This is a genomic window from Terriglobales bacterium, assembly GCA_035567895.1.
Taxonomy (GTDB): domain Bacteria; phylum Acidobacteriota; class Terriglobia; order Terriglobales; family Acidobacteriaceae; genus Gp1-AA112.
The window spans coordinates 1-17,667 of sequence record DATMPC010000009.1; the positions used below are offsets into that span (position 1 = coordinate 1).

Sequence of the window (17,667 nt, forward strand, 5' to 3'; positions counted from 1 at the left end):
CTCGCCTGATAGGTAGAACCGCAGCGAGTTCAATTCGAGTTTCTGAAAGAACACATCCGGCATGCACTCCAAGTGCACGTTTAGAGCGGCGGTCGCGGTGCCTGTACCTGCGGGCTGAAACATCCCTTCGCTGGAGCGGAAGGTCGCCGCCTTGACTTGAAGCGGCCAGATCGTCGACTCGTACGCAGTGCGAAACTTGCACGCGACTCCGTTCACCCGGTTCGACTGAACGGTCGAGCCCGCTGGTATGCGCAAACCGGTAGAAAGTTTGCCCTGCTCAGGATCAAGCTGGCATTCCACCACCGTCATCGAGGGTACGGGGCGAATGTAGTGGGGAAATAAGCATTCGAGCAGTGCCGAGCTGATCTCAGGGAAGTCGTCGTTAATCTTTAGGTGTACGCGCGCAGCCAGCAGAGCAAAGCCTTCGAGGAGTCGCTCGACGTGAGGATCCTCGCATCGATCCGGTTCCATGAGCAGCCGGCCGGCGAGCTTTGGATACTTACGCGCCCACTCCGCACCCATCTGGCGGATGTAAGTCAATTCGCGCTCGTAGTAGTTGAGAAGGTCTTCCCGGATGCCTGCCACGTCAACTCACCTTACATTCGCCGTTGGTTGGATCGAGCGAACTTTGGAATGCCACCTCCGCCGGGACCGGGTCCATCATCACGACGCCCGCGATGTGGAAGTGGAGCAGATGACTGCCAAGGACTTGGGAACCGAATTCGATCGTCAGGTCGCGCAAGCGCCGATCGAAGCGCGCCACCGCATCCTCCATGTTGTGGAGCAACTCGTCTTTGTCGTGAGTACGCGAAGGATCTTCCGAGTTCAAATCGGGAATGCCATAGCAGAAGACGCTGCTCCGGACTTGCGGATATCTCTCCAGGCGATCGTCCTCTACTCGCCTCGAGTTGAATAACCACTCCAGATCTCTGCGAACGGAGTCCTCGTAGCGCCGCACCGCTTCCCTGCTCTTGGCCTTGTTGGTCTGCCGGCGAAGTTGGCCGCTGGCATCGATGTTTGTCGAGTCGTAGAAATCCGGTTCGTCGCTGCTGAGCCGATCGATCAGCGATGGAGTGGGAAAGCCGTCGATATCCGCAATGGGCAAGGTTGTTTTCCTGGATCAGGATTTTTCAAATTGCAGTGCCGCAACCGGTCCAAGCCGGCATAACAAACTGTAGGCACGCGACCGTTCCTGCTGATCACGCGTTGTGCGGTCGATGCACTGCACCAGCATGGCCAAGACTTGCGCCAAAAACGCGGGATCTTCCCAGTCGAGTAAATTACGCCTCTCGATCTCTTGTGCAAGTCCCTGCAAAATCGGATACGCCAACGTGAAATGCTGAGTAGCGAGACATATCTGCGCCATCTGTAACTGCCGGCGGAAGCGCTCACGTCCCGAAGATTCGCGAGCTGCCTCGCGAGCAAATCCATCGATCGCCTCCGCTACGTGGCCAGACTTAGCCAATTGCATCGCGACTTCGAAGTAATCGGCATGGCCGTTCTCACCAGCGGGCTGCGTCTCCGCGTACTCAGAAACCGGAGCGGCCTGCTCCACTTGAGCACCCTGTGGCAGGAGCACGTTGTCACGCAGCCAGTCGAGCGTTTGTTTGTCAGCAGCGGTTGTACCGTCGCTCAACGTGGCGGAGGGCAGGTCTGGATAATCCAGCAGCAGCGCTCGCGTCTCGGAGCAAATTGCCTTCGCTACAGCGGAGTATGACAGGTTGTAGCAGGCTTCCCACGCGTATCGTTGCAGATCGAGCCACGCGCGCCCACTCGGTGTTGCCATGCCTGCTTCCGTGCCATTCAACAATCCTTCCCAATTGCCTTCGCGCTGCATCGCCCGCAACAGCTGTCTTGTTTCGGTAGACGGACTGGCAAGAAACGCCTCATCGAGACTGTCGCCATGCCAGCGCAACTCACTCCAACGCAAAGCGCGAATAAGAAGATAGGGAGCGACTTGAGACGGATCCTGGCGGCGCAAGTAATCGGCGATGCGAGCGACGAGCGCGGCTGCCGCCTCGGGATCTGCCGGTTCCGCCCACGTTGCTCCCGATTTGGCGCGTGCAGGCGCGGCTGCGGCACCGGCATCGCCAGAAGCAGATTCCGCGCCGAACTCCGCGCCTGGGATTTCTTCGGCCGGCTGCTCTTCCGAATCCGGACCGCCCTTTTCGGTGTACAGGACATTCGCGAGGACCTTCATCTCCTCGAGAACAGCGCGAAGCTTGCCGAGACTCGGGCCGTCGTTCCCATACTTTTCGTCGCAGAACTGATCTAAAGAAGCTGTTGCCTCTAGCGAGGCATCGAGTGAAGCGACAAGCTGTTCGTAAAATTCTTTCGGAGTCGCCGCAAAGGCTTCGTTCCACTCTTCCGGCGTGAGCTTGCCGTCCTTTACGGCTTCTTCGCGAGTCTCGTTTTTCTTCTCGTCAGCCTTTGCGTCGTCTTCTGTAGGGACAGTTTTTTTGGTTTGATAGTCGATCCAGGCAAGACCGCTCTTGGTGATTGGCAGGCGGCGGAGAATGTAGTCGCATCGGGCCGCGAACCACTCTTGTGGGGCGCAACGCAATTCGGGACTGCCGTCCTCAATCTCGGGATAGCAATTCTCCCAGTACTGCTCTTGCATTTTCTGAAGGAGAGAAATGCTTTCGGGAAGAGCGGCGAAGCTTTCCCGCCGTAACGTGGCTTCGCCCAGCCATGCGGCCAGTTGGAGATCTTTACTTTTTTTCGTGAGAGCGTCGCTGGCGAGCTTTATGACGAGCGGGAAATCCGCCTTCTTTCGTGCCCGCTGCCATTCTCCTTGTGGAGCATCGTCCTCATCTTCGAAACGGGCTTCCTTGATCTTATCGTATACGGGATCGTATCGGAGGTTCTCCCCGCAGGGATTGTTTCCAGGAATGGGATTGAGGAGATCATCACGAAGCGGCACGGCCTGCTCCCAGTGCATCCTCGAACTCGATGGTTCCCAGTTCCAGAATGGGGATCTCTTGCCCGTCTAGCACAAATAGTTTCTGCCCGACCGGGACGTCGGCATACGTCTCATCTTCGATCCAGACCGTAGTGCGTCCTAACCGGACATCATCATCCTGGTTCTGCCAGGACAGCGGCGAAATTGCAGGCACGAGCACTTCACCTAGTTCCATCGCCTTGTACTCCGGCGTTGTGGTGACAATCGCAGGCGTCCAAAGTAGATCGCGCAGGCGTTTCGGTTTGGGAATCTCGATTCGGGCAATCTGTTCGAGCGCGACCCACGTATACGAGCCGGCAACAAACAATTCCAGCGCGCCACCAATTCTTGGATCAGCATCGCCGAATGCCTGGCCAAACTCGCCTCCACGGCTGATGCTCCGCAACGGGACTTTGTGCGCCATAGGGAATTTGCGATCAGCGAACATCTGCTGCCGTTCTCGTTCGGCGTGCAGGGCCGAGCGATAAAGCAGAGCGCCCATTCCCGCTGCCTGACTACTGTCAGCAAGAATGGATAAGTGCTTTTCGGCCCGATCGTACTCGCCGGCAAAACAAAGCAGTTCAAACAAGAAGGTGCGGCGCTTGGCGTCGAGAGGGGCATTTCGCACCTCCTCGCCAAGCGCCTCAATCGCTTGTTGCAGTCTTCCTGCCCGAAAAAGCTCTGCGGCCGTCATCGGACTCCTAGGCTACCTTGTTTGCCTTCAGGTCGTAGCCAGCCTTAACTGATCCACCCAGCGTGCCATCGGCCTTCTGCTCTTTGTATTCCCACTCGATCTTTGCGTAGTTGAGAGAGATTGAATCGTTGGGCACTATGTCACTGTGTCCACTTCCGGCGGTCTGGAAGCTGCTGACCAGGAGATCGGACAGGGTGATCTTGTAAAACTCCTGCTGATCCTTTCCCGCTTTGCGGCAAGTCAGGACTGCCTTCTTGATGTGCTCACCGGTTGCGCAAGCCAGCATCAACTTCGGACTTGCTTTGTTAACGTTCATGACGAAGTGGAAGTCACCCATGCTGACTTTGCCCGCTCCGCCTCCGCCGCCGGCGACATGACTGCCGGTCTGCTGCTCGCTCCAGGAAAAGCTCTGGACATCAATCGAGCCTTTGTGTTTGGCATCTTGGCTCTCGCCTTCAATGCCGTCGATCTTCAAAAAATAATCAACCAAGGCCATTTTCTTTATCTCCTCTGTCTCAGTAACGAATCCACTGCGTCAGTTAGATTTCACAACCATCCGGCTTCAGTTACTTCCGTGCTGAAGCGGGAAGATCGGCAACCAAACGTAACGACACGGAAAGTTCATCAAGCTGGAAGTGCGGCTTGAGAAACGCAATTGCCCGATAAGCACCTGGCTTGCCCGGTATCTCCTGAACTTCGATCGCCGCTTCCCGCAATGGGAGTTGCGCTTTGACGGACTGACTCGCGTTGTCATCGGCGCAAACGTAATTGTTGATCCATTGGTTCAGGAATCTCTGGCAATCCGAACGGGACATAAAGGAACCGAGCTTATCGCGCATCATCGCTTTCAGGTAATGAGCGAATCTTGACATAGCGAAGATGTACGGTAGCTGCGCTGACAACCGTGCGTTGGCGTTCGCAGCTTCCTTGTCATACGTCTTCGGCTTGTTGCACGACTGCACACTGAAGAACGCAGCGTAATCCGTGTTCTTGCAGTGCACCAGCGGGATGAACCCGTTGTCGGCTAGTTCCTTTTCGCGCCGATCAGTGATCGCAACTTCCGTTGGGCACTTCAGAGCAACATCGCCTTCGTCTGTCCGGAAGGTGTGAGCGGGCAGACCTTCGACCAGTCCGCCACCTTCCACGCCGCGAATCGCCGCGCACCATCCGTGCTTGGCGAACGCGCCGGTAAGCCGGGCGCCCATGGCGTAGGCAGCATTGCCCCACAGATACTTGGAATGATCGGTGCCTTCGACACCCTCTTCGTAGGAAAACGCTTCCACCGGCTTGGTGTCGGCACCGTAGGGCAGACGCATCAAAACATGAGGCAGCGTGAGTCCAACGTAGCGCGAGTCGTCCGATTGACGGAAAGATTTCCACTTGGCATACGCCGAGTTGTCGAAGACCTTGCCGATATCGCGATGCGAGCCGAGATTGGTAAAAGTGTCGAGGTTGATCATGTCCGGGGCTGCTGCCGACAGGAACGGCGCATGTGCGGAGGCGGCGACCTGCGCAACTTTCTCTAGCAACTCCATGTCCTCCGGCTTTGGACCGAACTCAAAATCGCCGACCAATGCTGAGAATGGAGCTCCACCAAAGACACCGAATTCCTCCTCGTAGACTTTCTTGAAGAGTGCGCTTTGATCGAACTCGGCTGCCCGCTGCAGATCCCGCAGCAGCTCGGTCTTCTTCACATTGAAGATCTTGATCTTCAGCCCTTCACCGGTCTCACTCTGATCAAGGAGATATCTCAGTCCGCGCCAGCTTCCTTCCAACTTCTGAAAATCCGGATGATGCATCACTTCGTTGAGCTGCGCTGAAACCAGCTTGTCGATTTGCGCGATGCGAGCGTTGATCGCCGTCTCTGCATCTTTCGGAACTGTCGCCGCGCGCTGCAAAACTTCCTGGACAAACGTCTTGACCAGGTCTTTGCCACGCTCGCGCGCCGCGTCGCTGTACGTAAACCGTCCTTCTTCGACGATCCGATCCAGCAGACTCGATTGTTCAACCGCCTGTGCTGCCGCTGCCGCGGACTTCGCTGCCTCAGCCATTGTTGCCTCCATTACTGCCCTGTTCCAGGCCCAGTTCTGCACTCAGTTTCTGACGCTTCTCGGTGTTGCCGACTACATCCTGCAGAATCTCGTCGAGCTTCTCGTTGCCCTGCAAGCTTCCACGAAGGTCGGCGAGTTTACGCCGCAGATCCAACAGCTCCTTGAGCGGGCCTACTTGATTCGCAACCTGCTCCGGCTCAAAATCCCCCAGCTCATGAAAGTTGAGATTGACTTTGAGTTTCGAATCGGGATCGTCGCTCAATTTGTTTTCGACCGAGAATGCGAGGTGCGGATTCATCTTGTCGAGCACCTGGTCGAAGTTGTCCGGATTCACTTCGACGAACTTCCGCTCCATCAGTTTCGGAAGCGGCTGTTCGGCGTGCCCGGTAAAGTCGCCGAGAACACCCATGACAAATGGGAGTTCCTTTAATTCGATCGCGTCGCCGACTTCAACGTCGTAGGTGATGTGCACGCGCGGTGAACGAACACGAGACAGTTTTTGTTGTGTGCTTTCTCTGCCCATATGCAACCCCATGGAGGGACAGTCTGACTGGCCCTGGATTTAATTCCTGAAGTTAAAAAATGCAACGGCGATCTGCGCGAGCGAACACACCGATGCTGGCAGCCTTACGGGAAGGGGGACACCCGGAGGTTGTTAATTTAATTCGGTGCCGGATTATATCTCACGCCGAGCCGGAGTCAACTACTCTCTGCAGCTCCACCCCTGGAAAAAAAATGGGAAGCTTCCCGAAGCGAAACTTTGCTGACAAATAGTTACATTTGGCTTACGATTTTTTCCCCGCTCACGGATGTGCCCCTTCTCCTCCCAGGGCAAATCCGGCACTCGGGTATACTCCCGGCATATTCATGGAGCATCGGCTGTCCGTTTCCGTCGCGATGAAACAACTGCAGCACGTCATCTGGTCCAAGGGCACCTTCCTCACCCCGCAACATCTACAAATTCAAGACCGTTATGTCGAAGACAGCCTGCGCTTCTTCTTCGAATCGCTATCTTTCCGGTTCTGGGGGTTCTCAAGGCTGCAAATCGATGAAAGCAAACTGACAGAGGGACTACTCAGCATCACAGCCGGTGCAGGCGTAATGCCCGATGGCCTATTGTTCGACTTCCCTGGGCCCGATGCGGCTCCCTCATCCCGTCAGCTCAACGGGTTCTTCAGCGAGGAAAAGCGCGAGATCGGCGTCTTTCTAGCTGTGCCGGAACAGCATCTGGGAGGAGTGAACGTAAGCCAGCGTTCCGACATCAAGGCGCGCTATGTGGCGGAGACCCGCATGCTACGTGACGAAAATTCAGGCACTTCGGAGAAACCAATCCAGATTGCGCGCAAGAACCTGCGCCTGCTGGTTGACACGGAGAGCCGCGAAGGCAGCACGGTAATGCAGATCGCTGAAGTCGAGCAAACCGCCGACGGCACTTACCGGCTGGTCCCCGGCTATGTCCCACCACTAATCGATGTTCACGGTAGCGACTTTCTCCTCGGCATGCTCCGATCGCTGGTGGAGAGACTCGCAGCCCGAAGCAGCGTACTGGCAAGCGCCCGGAAGCAGAAGAACCAAAGCCTGGCCGACTTCACGGCAGCCGATGTTGCCAGCTTCTGGCTCCTCTACACCGTCAACTCCCATCTGCCGGTATTCCGCCATCTGCTGCATCGGTCGGTAGTTCATCCCGAGCAAATGTACTCGGCGATGCTTGAGCTTGCAGGCGCCCTCACGACTTTTTCCCTAACCATCCAGTCCCGCGATCTGCGCGACTACGATCACGAGAACCTCGGCGACTGCTTCCGCGACTTGAACGAAAAGATTCGCATTTTGCTGGATGAAGTGGTTCCCACGAACTTCGTCTCGATCCCGCTCAAGTTCGTGCGCGAGTCCATTTACGCCGCTGCGATCGAAGACGACAAATATCTCAAGGACACGCGCCTCTACCTCGCAGTAAGCGCGGAGATGAAAGACGCAGATCTGATCACTCGCACTCCGCAGCTAATGAAAGTGGGAGCCGCAGGATACGTAGAAGAGATAGTCCGTCACGCCATGGCAGGGCTGAAGCTGACGCACCTTTCCGCTCCACCTTCGGAGATTCCAGTCAAGCTTAAATACAAATACTTCAGCCTCGACACGTCAGGTTCAGTCTGGGAAGGCGTCCAGCGAGCGAGAAATATTGGTGTCTACGCGCCTGCGGAGTTTCGGAATGTGGAATTGGAGCTGGTGATTCTATTGCCCGTCAAAGGGAGAAGCTAGCGGCCTCGAGATGAGTCTCTACTGCGGTTCGCTTGGCAAGATTGAGCTTCTTGTACTCACGTGCCTGACAACTTGATCCTCGAACACAGCGAGTTCCCTGCTTCAGGGAATAACGTAGGGAAATTTTCCCGAAGAAAAAATTTTAATCGCGAAAGCCGCATGAATACAGGCGATTCGCAACCGCTCAGGGAATTAGCAGGAAACCTGCAGGGAATGTATTCTGCTCGCACAGTTAATTCTGCTCCCATCTTCCAGCTTCCCGATAACGAACGACCGATTCTGCTTGAATACACACAACTACCGTGGTACCACAAAAATTAAGGGGAAACAAGGAAGATTCGAGTACGACGAGTGCCACCATCTTCAGGCCACTTGCTGCGTTACTCTCTAACCCAAGGACGCCCGAATGGCCCCTGACGTTTCCCTGGTTTTCGTCGAATTAGGAGCAGCGATACTCGGCCTGGCAATATTGGCGCGCCTCGCCAATCGTTGGGGCTTCTCTGCCATACCGCTTTACCTGCTCGCTGGGCTGGCATTCGGAAATGGCGGGTTGGCTCCGCTCAAAGTCAGTGCGGACTTCATTCACATCGGCGCCGAGATTGGGGTTCTGCTTCTCCTGTTCATGCTCGGACTCGAGTACACCGGAGAAGACCTGAAGAACAGTCTGAGACGCGGCATCGCGCCGGGCGTTGTCGACCTCCTTTTAAACTTTCCGCCGGGCTTCATAGCGGGGTTACTGCTCGGCTGGAAACCACTTGCAGCAGTACTTCTGGGAGGCATAACGTACATCTCCTCCTCAGGCGTGATCGCAAAGATCCTGTCTGAACTCGGACGGCTCAATAATCAAGAAACGCCTGCCATCTTATCCGTGCTCGTGCTCGAAGACCTGGCCATGGCGGTCTATCTTCCAATAGTGGCTGTCCTTCTCGTTGGCGGCGATCCCACACGAATTGCCATTTCGGTATCGATCGCAGTGACCGCCGTATTCCTGGTCCTGTTCATCGCCGTCCGGTACGGTCAGAGCTTGAGTCGCTTCGCGGCACACCAGTCCGACGAGATCATCCTCCTCTCGGTCCTAGGCACGGTTCTTCTGGTTGGCGGTATCGCACAGCGTCTTCAAGTGTCGGCTGCGATCGGAGCCTTTCTCGTCGGCATCGCCGTCTCAGGACCAATGCGGGAACAATCGCATCGCCTGATGGCGCCGTTGCGCGACTTCTTCGCTGCAATCTTTTTCTTCTTCTTCGGCCTGCAGATCAATCCGGCATCGTTGATCTCAGTGCTTGGGATCGCAGCCGGACTTGGCCTTGTGACCGCGATTACAAAGATAGCTTCAGGATATTGGGCAGCTCGTCGCCTGGGAGCCGACACCCGGGCAGCACTCCGCGCAGGCGTTGTGTTAATAGCACGTGGAGAATTCTCCATCGTCATCGCTGGCCTGGGAGCAACGCTCGAACCACGACTCGAAGCTCTATCCGCCGCCTACGTTCTGCTGCTCGCGCTGCTAGGCCCCATTCTTGCTCGCACGATTAAGTAAAGAGCGGAGTACTGGACACGGTCGCGGTTCTGAATTTCCTTTGACTGTTGAAGCTTCGCTCAAAATTGTGCAACCAGATAGATTCCCAATCGCGGAGCTTACCTCCTGCAGAGTATAAGCATGCGGCACTTTGTCATCGATTCGCCCTTTGCTCTTGTCGTTGTATCGACAGCTCTGTCCGCCGATCAACGCAGAGTCAGCACTGTCAATTCCCGAACCGGACCGTAACTCACACGATCTGCGAGATTAAGCAGCTCCTGATTATTTGGTCCCCGCGGTGCATTTACTTGTACGACGGACGCGCTGATGCATCGACTGGCGTTCTTGACTGTCGCTTAAAGAGCATGAGAGCGAGGTAAGCCAGCCGCCGGAAGTAAGTCCGGAGTAGACAAATTAGGAAAGAGAACCTCATGCAAGCAGGGTTATCAACCATCTGAATGCAATTCTAGCGTCCCTAAGGCGCGAGATCGTGAGGGGTAGTGAGGTGTCAGATGGCGTGTTCGTGCCACTCAGTTAAAAGTCATTTTAGGGCGGAGGTATGCGTCCACATCCCCGGTTTTGAGAATCTCGACCGGCCAGCTGTGTTCGTGTTTCCGATGCTCTCAGTGTGCTTGGTTTGCGGCTCCACAGAATTTGTGATCGGTGAAAGCGAGCTGCAGGAACTCAGAAGTCCCGATGCTCAGAGAAACAGCAAGAAGCTACCCCATCGCACTACTGAGTAATGAAACGTCAGGGAGCCGTCGAATCTATCGTCGACATCACTGCATGTCGTATTCGATCGAGACCGGCCCCCATTGTTGTTCTGTAGATACAGTTCTGAAATTGTTAGAGTTCACACACTTTATTCGCAGAGTTTTCGAATTCACCCAAGAAATCTGCACGTCTGCACCATAATTCGGTCCTTCAAACACGGTGTGGTTGAACAGCCCAAAGCGAGACCTGACCTCAACTCTGGTCTGAGCGGCCTCCGTAGCCGGGGTGAAAGTGTATTGCCGCACTTCTGCAATGACTCGCTCATCCGGACTCGTAGAGCGCTGTTCCACATTCCCCGACAGCGCCCCCCATGCCAAGAAAATTACACCTGTAGCTGCGCATCCAATGATTCTCGCAAGACTCCACTTGCCCTTCACTCCTGACACTCCTGAGTGCTCAACTGTCCAATTTCGGCGGACTTCATCTTGCGAGCTGTGGCGATGCTCCATAGCTCGCAAACTTCTCAGACCACTTGATTCGTCCAGTGGCTTGCATCACTACAAAGAGGGTGATGATCGCGCCAATGGTGATTGCGAGTCCGGTAAAGCCTTTGAAGAAGAACGCGTAGGAAAAGAGCACCAGGTAGACCAATTGCGCCGTGCCTGCTTCGAGCGCGGCGAAGCGCATCCCAATCACAAGGCGCAGATAACTAATCACCAGAAAAATCGAGACTACGGAGCAGATGACGAACGCCAGATGGATCGAGATGTGGTCCACCAGATATGCCAAGAGCAGGTGGAAGGCGAAGAACGCGCCTGCCAGGAAGAAGTAGTTCATCGGATGCAGATCGATGTTCCGCAGCGTCGTGATTATGAAGATCAGGAAGAAGAAAAAGAAGAGTGAGACCGGAGCAAAGTAGCTGATCTGTCCGGCGAGTGGTCCGGGTTGCAGCTTCTCCGGCATCGACATCCCAATCTGGAACCCGGAGAGTAAGTTGACGTACTTCCAGGTCAACTCCCATCCATGTGCGGTCTGATGTTTTTCCGTCGGCGAAAGCGTGTTAGTAGCGAAGTCGATGTCCTTGAAATTGGTCGTCATGTTGAGCGAGAAGTTTTTCGCCTGCGCCACATCGTCCCCAAGCTTGTAGTTCCAGGCATCTATCCCCTGCGATCGATAGCCGACTCGCAGAATCGCGGTCTCGCCGGCTTTGACAGCAGTCTGTCCTGAAGCGCTGGAGCTGTTTGTGCTCAAAGGAAGCGGGCGTCCATTGACCTCCATGATCAGGCCATCGTAAATCGCCTGCTGCGCCGGAAATGGGAGGGAGAACGTCACCATCTGCTCGTCGGAGCTATTGTTAGTGAAGCTGAAGACGCCCGCGAACTTCACCACATAGGTGCTGTACCAGAGGAGTCCTTTCTGGCGATGTGAGAGGCCCAGATCGACATTGATTTGGCTGCTCTCGAGAGGAAGACTGTAGCTAACCACTACATGCTCGGTCCGAACCGTCTTCTTTCCATTGCTTTCGATTTCCACGAGCCTCGGTTCGTTCCTTGAGTAGTGCACCCATGGCGGACCCTGTTCCTGCTTCGTACCCCACGTGGATCCCACTCGGGACTGTAACTTCTCGTCGGACGAATACGTGCGCGAGAAGATGGTTTCGCCGAGAACAATCCATGCCACCGTTGTACATAGCCAAATGAACACAATTGCTGCAATTCGCTTTGACACAGGAAATCCCTCCGTTCGTTTGCACCCTGGGACTGCAAAGTGCCTGCCACATGCCCCGCGATTGCAAACAAAACGCCTGCAGGGTCGTTCCGATTCCGTGATGTGGCAGGGGAGACACGCAGCGTGTCGTACCTGACACGCTGCCCGCCTCAGTTAACTTTACATTACAGAGTACATTGTACTACGGAGTTTGGACTATCTTGCGGCGCAGCGCAGGCCGTCCAAGAATCCCTTTCTGAAGACCTGTGCGCCCTGGGTATCGAGTTCATAGCGAACTGCGGTGCGGGCGCCTTCGCTGATGTTCTTGTGGCCGAACTGAAGTTGTAGCGGCCATTCCAGCGTTGCCGGATTGCTGCCCGTCCAGTCGGCGCTTTCGAAGAACTCGAAGAGCGACCACGGTCCTTGACCGGTGAGCGGCGGCAGAGTTACCGCGCCGGAAGTGGCGGTGAGCGAGACACTGGAGGCGTCGCTTCCAGTCCAGACAAACTGCTGACGCGCAGTGCTGGCGAGCGTTTGACCATCGATCACGATCGTGGCTTGATCGATACCCTTGCTCGGAAGCTGGCGCAACGCAAATGCCAGCCGGATTGTTGGAGAACCGTTCGGGAATAGCGTGTCGGTAAATTCTGCCGCTCGCTGCATGAATCCAATGAATCGAGGCGAAACCGGTACTGTGCCAGTTGAGACAAACTGATTTCCCTGGCGCAGCAGGATGCTCTTAAGCTGAGCATCGTAGAGCGTCCAGAGCGTTCCCGTTTGGGGACGGAACAGATCCTGGACTTCCTGCAACGTAGCTCTTTGGCTTGCTCTGGAATTGAACGGATACTTTGCCGTTACCTGGTTCACGATGCGGCAGACATCTTCGGCGCCTGCGCCTCCGGCGGCGCGCAATACACCTTCGGTCCGAACGATCGGCTCTTCCATCAGCTGCTTGACTTGCGCGTCGATTCGTCCTTGCGTGTCGATGCGGAAGCTCTGCGCGATCTGCGTTACTGCGCTGTGCGCGCCCGAAGCAGCTTGCGATCCCTGCCCGAGCAATGCCGGATCGGGCTTGGGAGCGCTGGAGACTGCGGTGATCACCGATTGCAGCTGCGATAGAGCTCCCATATATGGCTGGTTCCCTGAACCTACAAATTTCTCAGCCGTGGAATCCTTGGCCAGCGTCTGCACCGAATCAAAAACGTCGCGAATGGCTGGAGCCTCCACGGCGGTGTTCTCCTTCGCAACCCAGAATAGTCCGAGCAGGGGAGAGTCGTTGGCTACGAGTCGCGAGAGCTTCGCAGCCGCGTCTTTCAGCCCTCCATACCCGACCACGTGTGCCGATCGCAGAAAGGTGCGCCACTTGGCCGCGTAATCGCCGTAGTAGCGCTGCGCGAGTTGAGCGCGCAATGAGTCCAGCGGAATGTTCAGCGAAGTCTGCGGGCCAAGGACCCATTCCTCTCCGCTGAACTTCTCGGGATTCTGCATAGACTTCTGCATGGCCTGAAATGCGTTCTTGGTAAACGCTGCCGGAACTTCGTACGTATCGACAACCACTTGTGCCGATCCGGGAAACTGGCGGTTGAAATTCACTGGTGCTTTTCCGCGTCCGGCATCGTCGAGCATTGCCTGGTAGATCGCCTCAATTCCGCTGAACTGCTTTAGATATGCGCGACCTTGATTTACGGCCGAAGCATCGATCTCCGAAGAAAACGGGTTCGCCGCAATCAGATCAGCGGAGTAAAACGCAACCTGCTTGCGGATCAGGTCTTGCGTAGCGGGATCGGTCGTTCGTCGAAATGCATTGGATCGATCGAGTAGCGCCGGAACAAACCCGGGCCACTCCGCCTTCTCATGGTGCGAAGTGGTGATCAAATAAGTCTTCAGCGTGGCATACATCTGCTGAAAATCGTCGCTACTGCGGGTCGTCGGAGGCTGCTTCAGGTTTGCGAGCATGCTCGCCTGGGCGGGCGAAAGAAGCAGACGCTGGAAGTAGCGGAAGTACAGCTTGTGGGCGTCCGGGTAGATGCGATCGCCGGAATAGAGGCCCATGCGATAACTGAACGGCGCACCATCTTTGCTGTATGTCTGCAGATCAACGAGCGCAGCGCGGATCTTCTCCAGCTCCTGCAGTTGGTCGAGTGATGGGGTGTCGGTGGGCCCGGGAACGGAACGCGATAGAGACTCAGCGGACGCGGCGATACTCTGCTCGAGCACGCGATTGTTGGTAAACGAAACCGCTGCCAGGGCCAACACCACTAGACAGACAAGCGCAGCCATCCCGAACACGATTCGGCGCGTGACTTGTATATGAGCGCTCTGGCCACTTACGCCCAGGGCTCCGCGATCTCGCAGAATCACCTCATTGAATAAATGCGGCAGAAAGGTCCATTCCGGGACCTTGCGCGATTGCACGACGCGTCCAGCAGGTTGAGCAGCCACCTGGATGTCGGCAGCTCTGAACATCCGAGTAGCACCTCCTCCGGCAACTGCGGTAGCGGCAGGCACGGCTGTCGCTACCGACTCCATCACAACTACAGGTCTCACACCTGAAAAATAGAAACCACGAAGAAAGCAGTTGGCACCGAGCTGCGTTGGCTTAGTTAGTTCGATGAGGAACTGCGAAGCGATACTCCGCAGCTTGCGGAGCTCGCGCGGAAATTCATAGATGGACGGCAACCGCTCCGCTGCGGCCTCACGCGGCAGATATTCGATCCGTTTTTCTGACAGCGAGTAAACCAGTTGATCGAAAGTTCGGCTGATGCGATTGTTCTCTTCCTCAACAAAGAGCCCTTGACTACCGGTACGGCGCGGAAGCGTTACACCGAGGACCTCGCCGGATTCGGCTTGAGTGAGATTGGAAACGTATTCGGTGAAGTGCGGCAACCTGTCCATCCGCGAGAACAGCGTGTACACGGGGAAATCTGCTCCCAGCGAAGCAGCCATCTCTCTCAGACGTGAGGCAAACCGGCGTGCCGACACGGCGAGAGCATCCCCACCGGAGGAGAATCGCTCGCTGTCGAAGCACATGAGCACCGCGCGGGACGCAAATTGTCCCTTTCCAAAAGCGGACTTGATCTGACTGGGACGAGTTTTTTGCAGAACGCGAGCCCAACTGGGAGGATCGGAGGAGATTTTCGCCGAGACTTCAATGAATACAGTTTTCCGGGCAAACCACACATTAAGGAAACTTGTTGATGCAATGTCTGAGCCGTCGTACACCTGTCCCGCGAGAAGCTCAGGCTCCAGCCCGGAGTGCAGCATGACGGAAGTCTTGGCGCTCCCACTTTCGCCAAGAATGAAGATCACCGGCATCGACGCGATAGTGGCCGAGGCTGCCCGCGACGCCTTGAGCTTTCTGTCTGCTTCACGCAGTAAGACATCAATTTCCGTCCCCGCAGCAGCTATTCCGGCTCCAGATTCTTCTCGCTTCACCTTGCGATGAAACCAGAGAAACAGACCAGCCCCGGCGATGCAGAGCAGCGAGAGGATCCCACGCAGCAACCACAGGCTCGTGCCTTGCAGGTGCAGGATCGAGCCAACCAGCCATGAAATGATCAGGCAGACAAGCAGTAGGACGGCGGTGATGATATAGATCCCCATTTTGAGCCCCTTACAGGACGCTTGCACGCTGCAGCGTCATGAATTCCTTGTGATTCCCAAATCGGGCTGCTGACCGCTGCGGCTATCCGGCAATCCCATGAAGCGTTGAGGCGCCAGAAATCAACCCAAACAGGAAAGCAGCATAGGCCACTAACGTGATGGCCGCAGTCGCGACGGCGGCCATGACCATCCTGCTCACCCACGGGTCGGAACGCCTGGGGGGAGCCGCTTCGGCAGGGATAGCCCACTGCGGCGACAGGGGAGCGTTCGAGCCGCGAATGCGATGAATCTTGTCGCGAATGCTATCCATAACGCCGTGCAATTCGCCGGACGAACCCATTCCATACCGACCCCGGTATCCCAATAACAAGCCCAGATGGAAGACTTCGAGGACGTCAGCAGTTTCAGCGGAGTCACGACGCGCGAGCAGTTGCTGCACATACTGGAAGAAGGCTTCGCCTCCCATGTGTTGACCAAATAGCTCTTCCTGAAACGGTAATCGCGACCAGGTAGAAAACACAGCGTTCGTGGAAGCCAGGACAGATTCGTCCAGGAATGCGATGACGGCGAATGCGGCTAACTTCACGTCGTCAACGTTGTAGCCTTTTTGCACAGCTTCCTGCGAGGCAGTGCGGAGCGCATTGCGCATGTGCTCGCGAAAGCTGTCGGCACTCGATACGGCCTGGCGATTGAAACGCAGACGGACAATTGCGGTGAATATCTCCTGAAAACTGAGTGCCAGGTTCGATCTTCTCTCTATAGCTTCAGCAGGCATGGGGCCTCCCCTGTTTGAAGAACGGATGTCCGGCTCAACCATCACTGAGTCTGCAGGACAACCTGCAGTTCAAGCTCGACCGAGGGAAGATCGTCCGGAACGTAAACTCCCACTTCCCGCGTGCTGGCGATATGGTCCCAACATGGTCCCATCTTGTCGAGCGAGAAGTATTGGAATTCAACTTTCGGCGAAATTGCCGCTGGGGGAACGGTCAGGTGTCTCATTACCAGTCCGGGCAATGCCCGTGCGACTAACTTGCTTATCCATTCGTGCGAGCACACTTTCACGATTTCGGGTCCGCGTGCGATCAGGCGTGCCTCACTTCCTGCTGAGCGAACTCCGAGTACCCACGTCGATCGGCCTAAGCAGCGCTGATCCTGGACAACACCTCGATAGAAGTTACGCTGCACCGGAACCAACTGGATGTTGACCGTATTCGTGGGTACCAGGATTTCAAGATGAGTCCGGATATGAGCTTCCAAGGCGCCAAAACATTGCTCGAGTTGCCGATGGTCGTAGAGCGGCAGATTGTCGGGATGCGAATCCATGCCAAACGTGCACAACTCTCCGGCAATGCGAGACAACTGGCCAAACAGCTCTTCCGGATGGCCACGCTTCGAGGTGTAGAGGTGCCGCAGTGCGGCAATGGCTCCGTTCACCGTGTGCAAAAACCAAAAGTTCGCAACATCAAGCTGGCGTGTCCCGGCCTGAAAGACACCGGCCGCATTCTGCGTGCGGGAAAAAAATTTTTGCTTTTCCTGAAGTGTCTCCAGCAATCGCCTCACGATCGCGAGGAGTTGAGGACTCGCCGTAAGTTTCGTACACGGCGGGATGAATTTACTGTCGTAGACAAGGTGCCCGGCTCCGTCACGGCGGACCCGCGCGATGGGGATAGTCAGCAAGGAATCGTCACACTCGGATTCAACCAGAATGCGGATATTCTTCTGCCCAACGCGAACTTCTTTTTCGTCGCTTCCATTATTGATATCTGAGACGGCTCGCTTCACGGCAACGTAGCGAACTGAACCGTTTCTGCCTTCCAGGTCGCAGTTCGCCTGACCCGCTCGCCGCCTTGGAACCGCCAGCATGATCAACATCTCCTGGCTCAGAGGGGAAAACTGCTCGCGGATGTCGCGGGAGTCAGGCAGTTCGTCGGATTCTGGCATGTCGAAGACTAAGCCATCTTCGAAGATGCCATGCGCGCCAAGCAATGCGACGCGGCCATTCTGGATCGCAGATTCGTCGAGCCGGCAGGACACCAGGCCCCAAGGTTCGAACCAACACTGTTCCACGGCGAAGTGGATGGAGTCTTCGAAATACCGGCTTTGCGTCTGGAAGTGGTGCGGGCCGAGATACATTCCCTCGGACCACACAACCCGGGAAAGTGATTTCATAACTCAATCCGCAGGCTTT

General features: G+C 55.9%; 13 protein-coding genes. 2 read left to right on the forward strand and 11 right to left on the reverse strand.

Going from position 1 to position 17,667, the window contains the following annotated elements:
* The 7 genes from VNX88_01865 to tssB all read right to left on the reverse strand — a co-directional run.
* On the reverse strand, positions 1-585 hold a 585-nt coding region (locus tag VNX88_01865; GenBank protein ID HWY67376.1), incomplete at its 3' end, for a type VI secretion system baseplate subunit TssF.
* 1 nt (position 586) lies between these two features.
* Positions 587-1,105, reverse strand: a complete 519-nt coding sequence (tssE, locus tag VNX88_01870; GenBank protein ID HWY67377.1) for a type VI secretion system baseplate subunit TssE — start codon at positions 1,103-1,105, stop codon at positions 587-589.
* 15 nt (positions 1,106-1,120) lie between these two features.
* Complete coding sequence (gene tssA, locus VNX88_01875; GenBank protein HWY67378.1) at positions 1,121-2,923, reverse strand: type VI secretion system protein TssA; 1,803 nt, start codon at positions 2,921-2,923, stop codon at positions 1,121-1,123.
* Positions 2,910-3,635 (reverse strand): type VI secretion system accessory protein TagJ, encoded by a 726-nt coding sequence (locus VNX88_01880; protein ID HWY67379.1) that lies wholly within the window; start codon positions 3,633-3,635, stop codon positions 2,910-2,912. The genes tssA and VNX88_01880 overlap by 14 nt, the downstream gene beginning before the upstream one ends.
* 7 nt (positions 3,636-3,642) lie before the next feature.
* Positions 3,643-4,131 carry a type VI secretion system tube protein Hcp gene (locus VNX88_01885; protein ID HWY67380.1) on the reverse strand — a complete coding sequence of 163 codons (489 nt, stop codon included), beginning with the start codon at positions 4,129-4,131 and terminating at the stop codon, positions 3,643-3,645.
* A gap of 70 nt (positions 4,132-4,201) precedes the next feature.
* Positions 4,202-5,686, reverse strand: coding sequence for a type VI secretion system contractile sheath large subunit (gene tssC / locus VNX88_01890; GenBank protein HWY67381.1), 1,485 nt, complete (start codon positions 5,684-5,686; stop codon positions 4,202-4,204).
* Positions 5,679-6,209 carry a type VI secretion system contractile sheath small subunit gene (gene tssB, locus VNX88_01895; protein HWY67382.1) on the reverse strand — a complete coding sequence of 177 codons (531 nt, stop codon included), beginning with the start codon at positions 6,207-6,209 and terminating at the stop codon, positions 5,679-5,681. Before tssB ends, tssC begins: the two co-directional genes overlap by 8 nt.
* 374 nt (positions 6,210-6,583) lie before the next feature.
* Here tssB and tssK (VNX88_01900) point away from each other — a divergent pair, with 374 nt between their 5' ends.
* Positions 6,584-7,942, forward strand: a complete 1,359-nt coding sequence (gene tssK / locus VNX88_01900) for a type VI secretion system baseplate subunit TssK (protein ID HWY67383.1) — start codon at positions 6,584-6,586, stop codon at positions 7,940-7,942.
* Positions 7,943-8,348: 406 nt separating this feature from the next.
* Entirely contained in the window at positions 8,349-9,476 is a 1,128-nt protein-coding gene (locus VNX88_01905) for a cation:proton antiporter (protein HWY67384.1), read from the forward strand.
* Between the two features lie 1,173 nt (positions 9,477-10,649).
* Here the strand turns inward: VNX88_01905 and VNX88_01910 are convergent.
* From VNX88_01910 to tssK (VNX88_01925), 4 genes are all read right to left on the reverse strand, one after another.
* On the reverse strand, positions 10,650-11,897 hold the full coding sequence (locus tag VNX88_01910; protein HWY67385.1) for an inner membrane CreD family protein: 1,248 nt from the start codon (positions 11,895-11,897) through the stop codon (positions 10,650-10,652).
* Positions 11,898-12,092: 195 nt separating this feature from the next.
* Positions 12,093-15,479, reverse strand: coding sequence for an ImcF-related family protein (locus VNX88_01915; protein HWY67386.1), 3,387 nt, complete (start codon positions 15,477-15,479; stop codon positions 12,093-12,095).
* 82 nt (positions 15,480-15,561) lie between these two features.
* Positions 15,562-16,254, reverse strand: coding sequence for a DotU family type IV/VI secretion system protein (locus VNX88_01920; GenBank protein ID HWY67387.1), 693 nt, complete (start codon positions 16,252-16,254; stop codon positions 15,562-15,564).
* A gap of 41 nt (positions 16,255-16,295) precedes the next feature.
* Positions 16,296-17,648, reverse strand: a complete 1,353-nt coding sequence (gene tssK, locus VNX88_01925) for a type VI secretion system baseplate subunit TssK (GenBank protein ID HWY67388.1) — start codon at positions 17,646-17,648, stop codon at positions 16,296-16,298.
* Between the last annotated feature and the right edge of the window lie 19 nt (positions 17,649-17,667).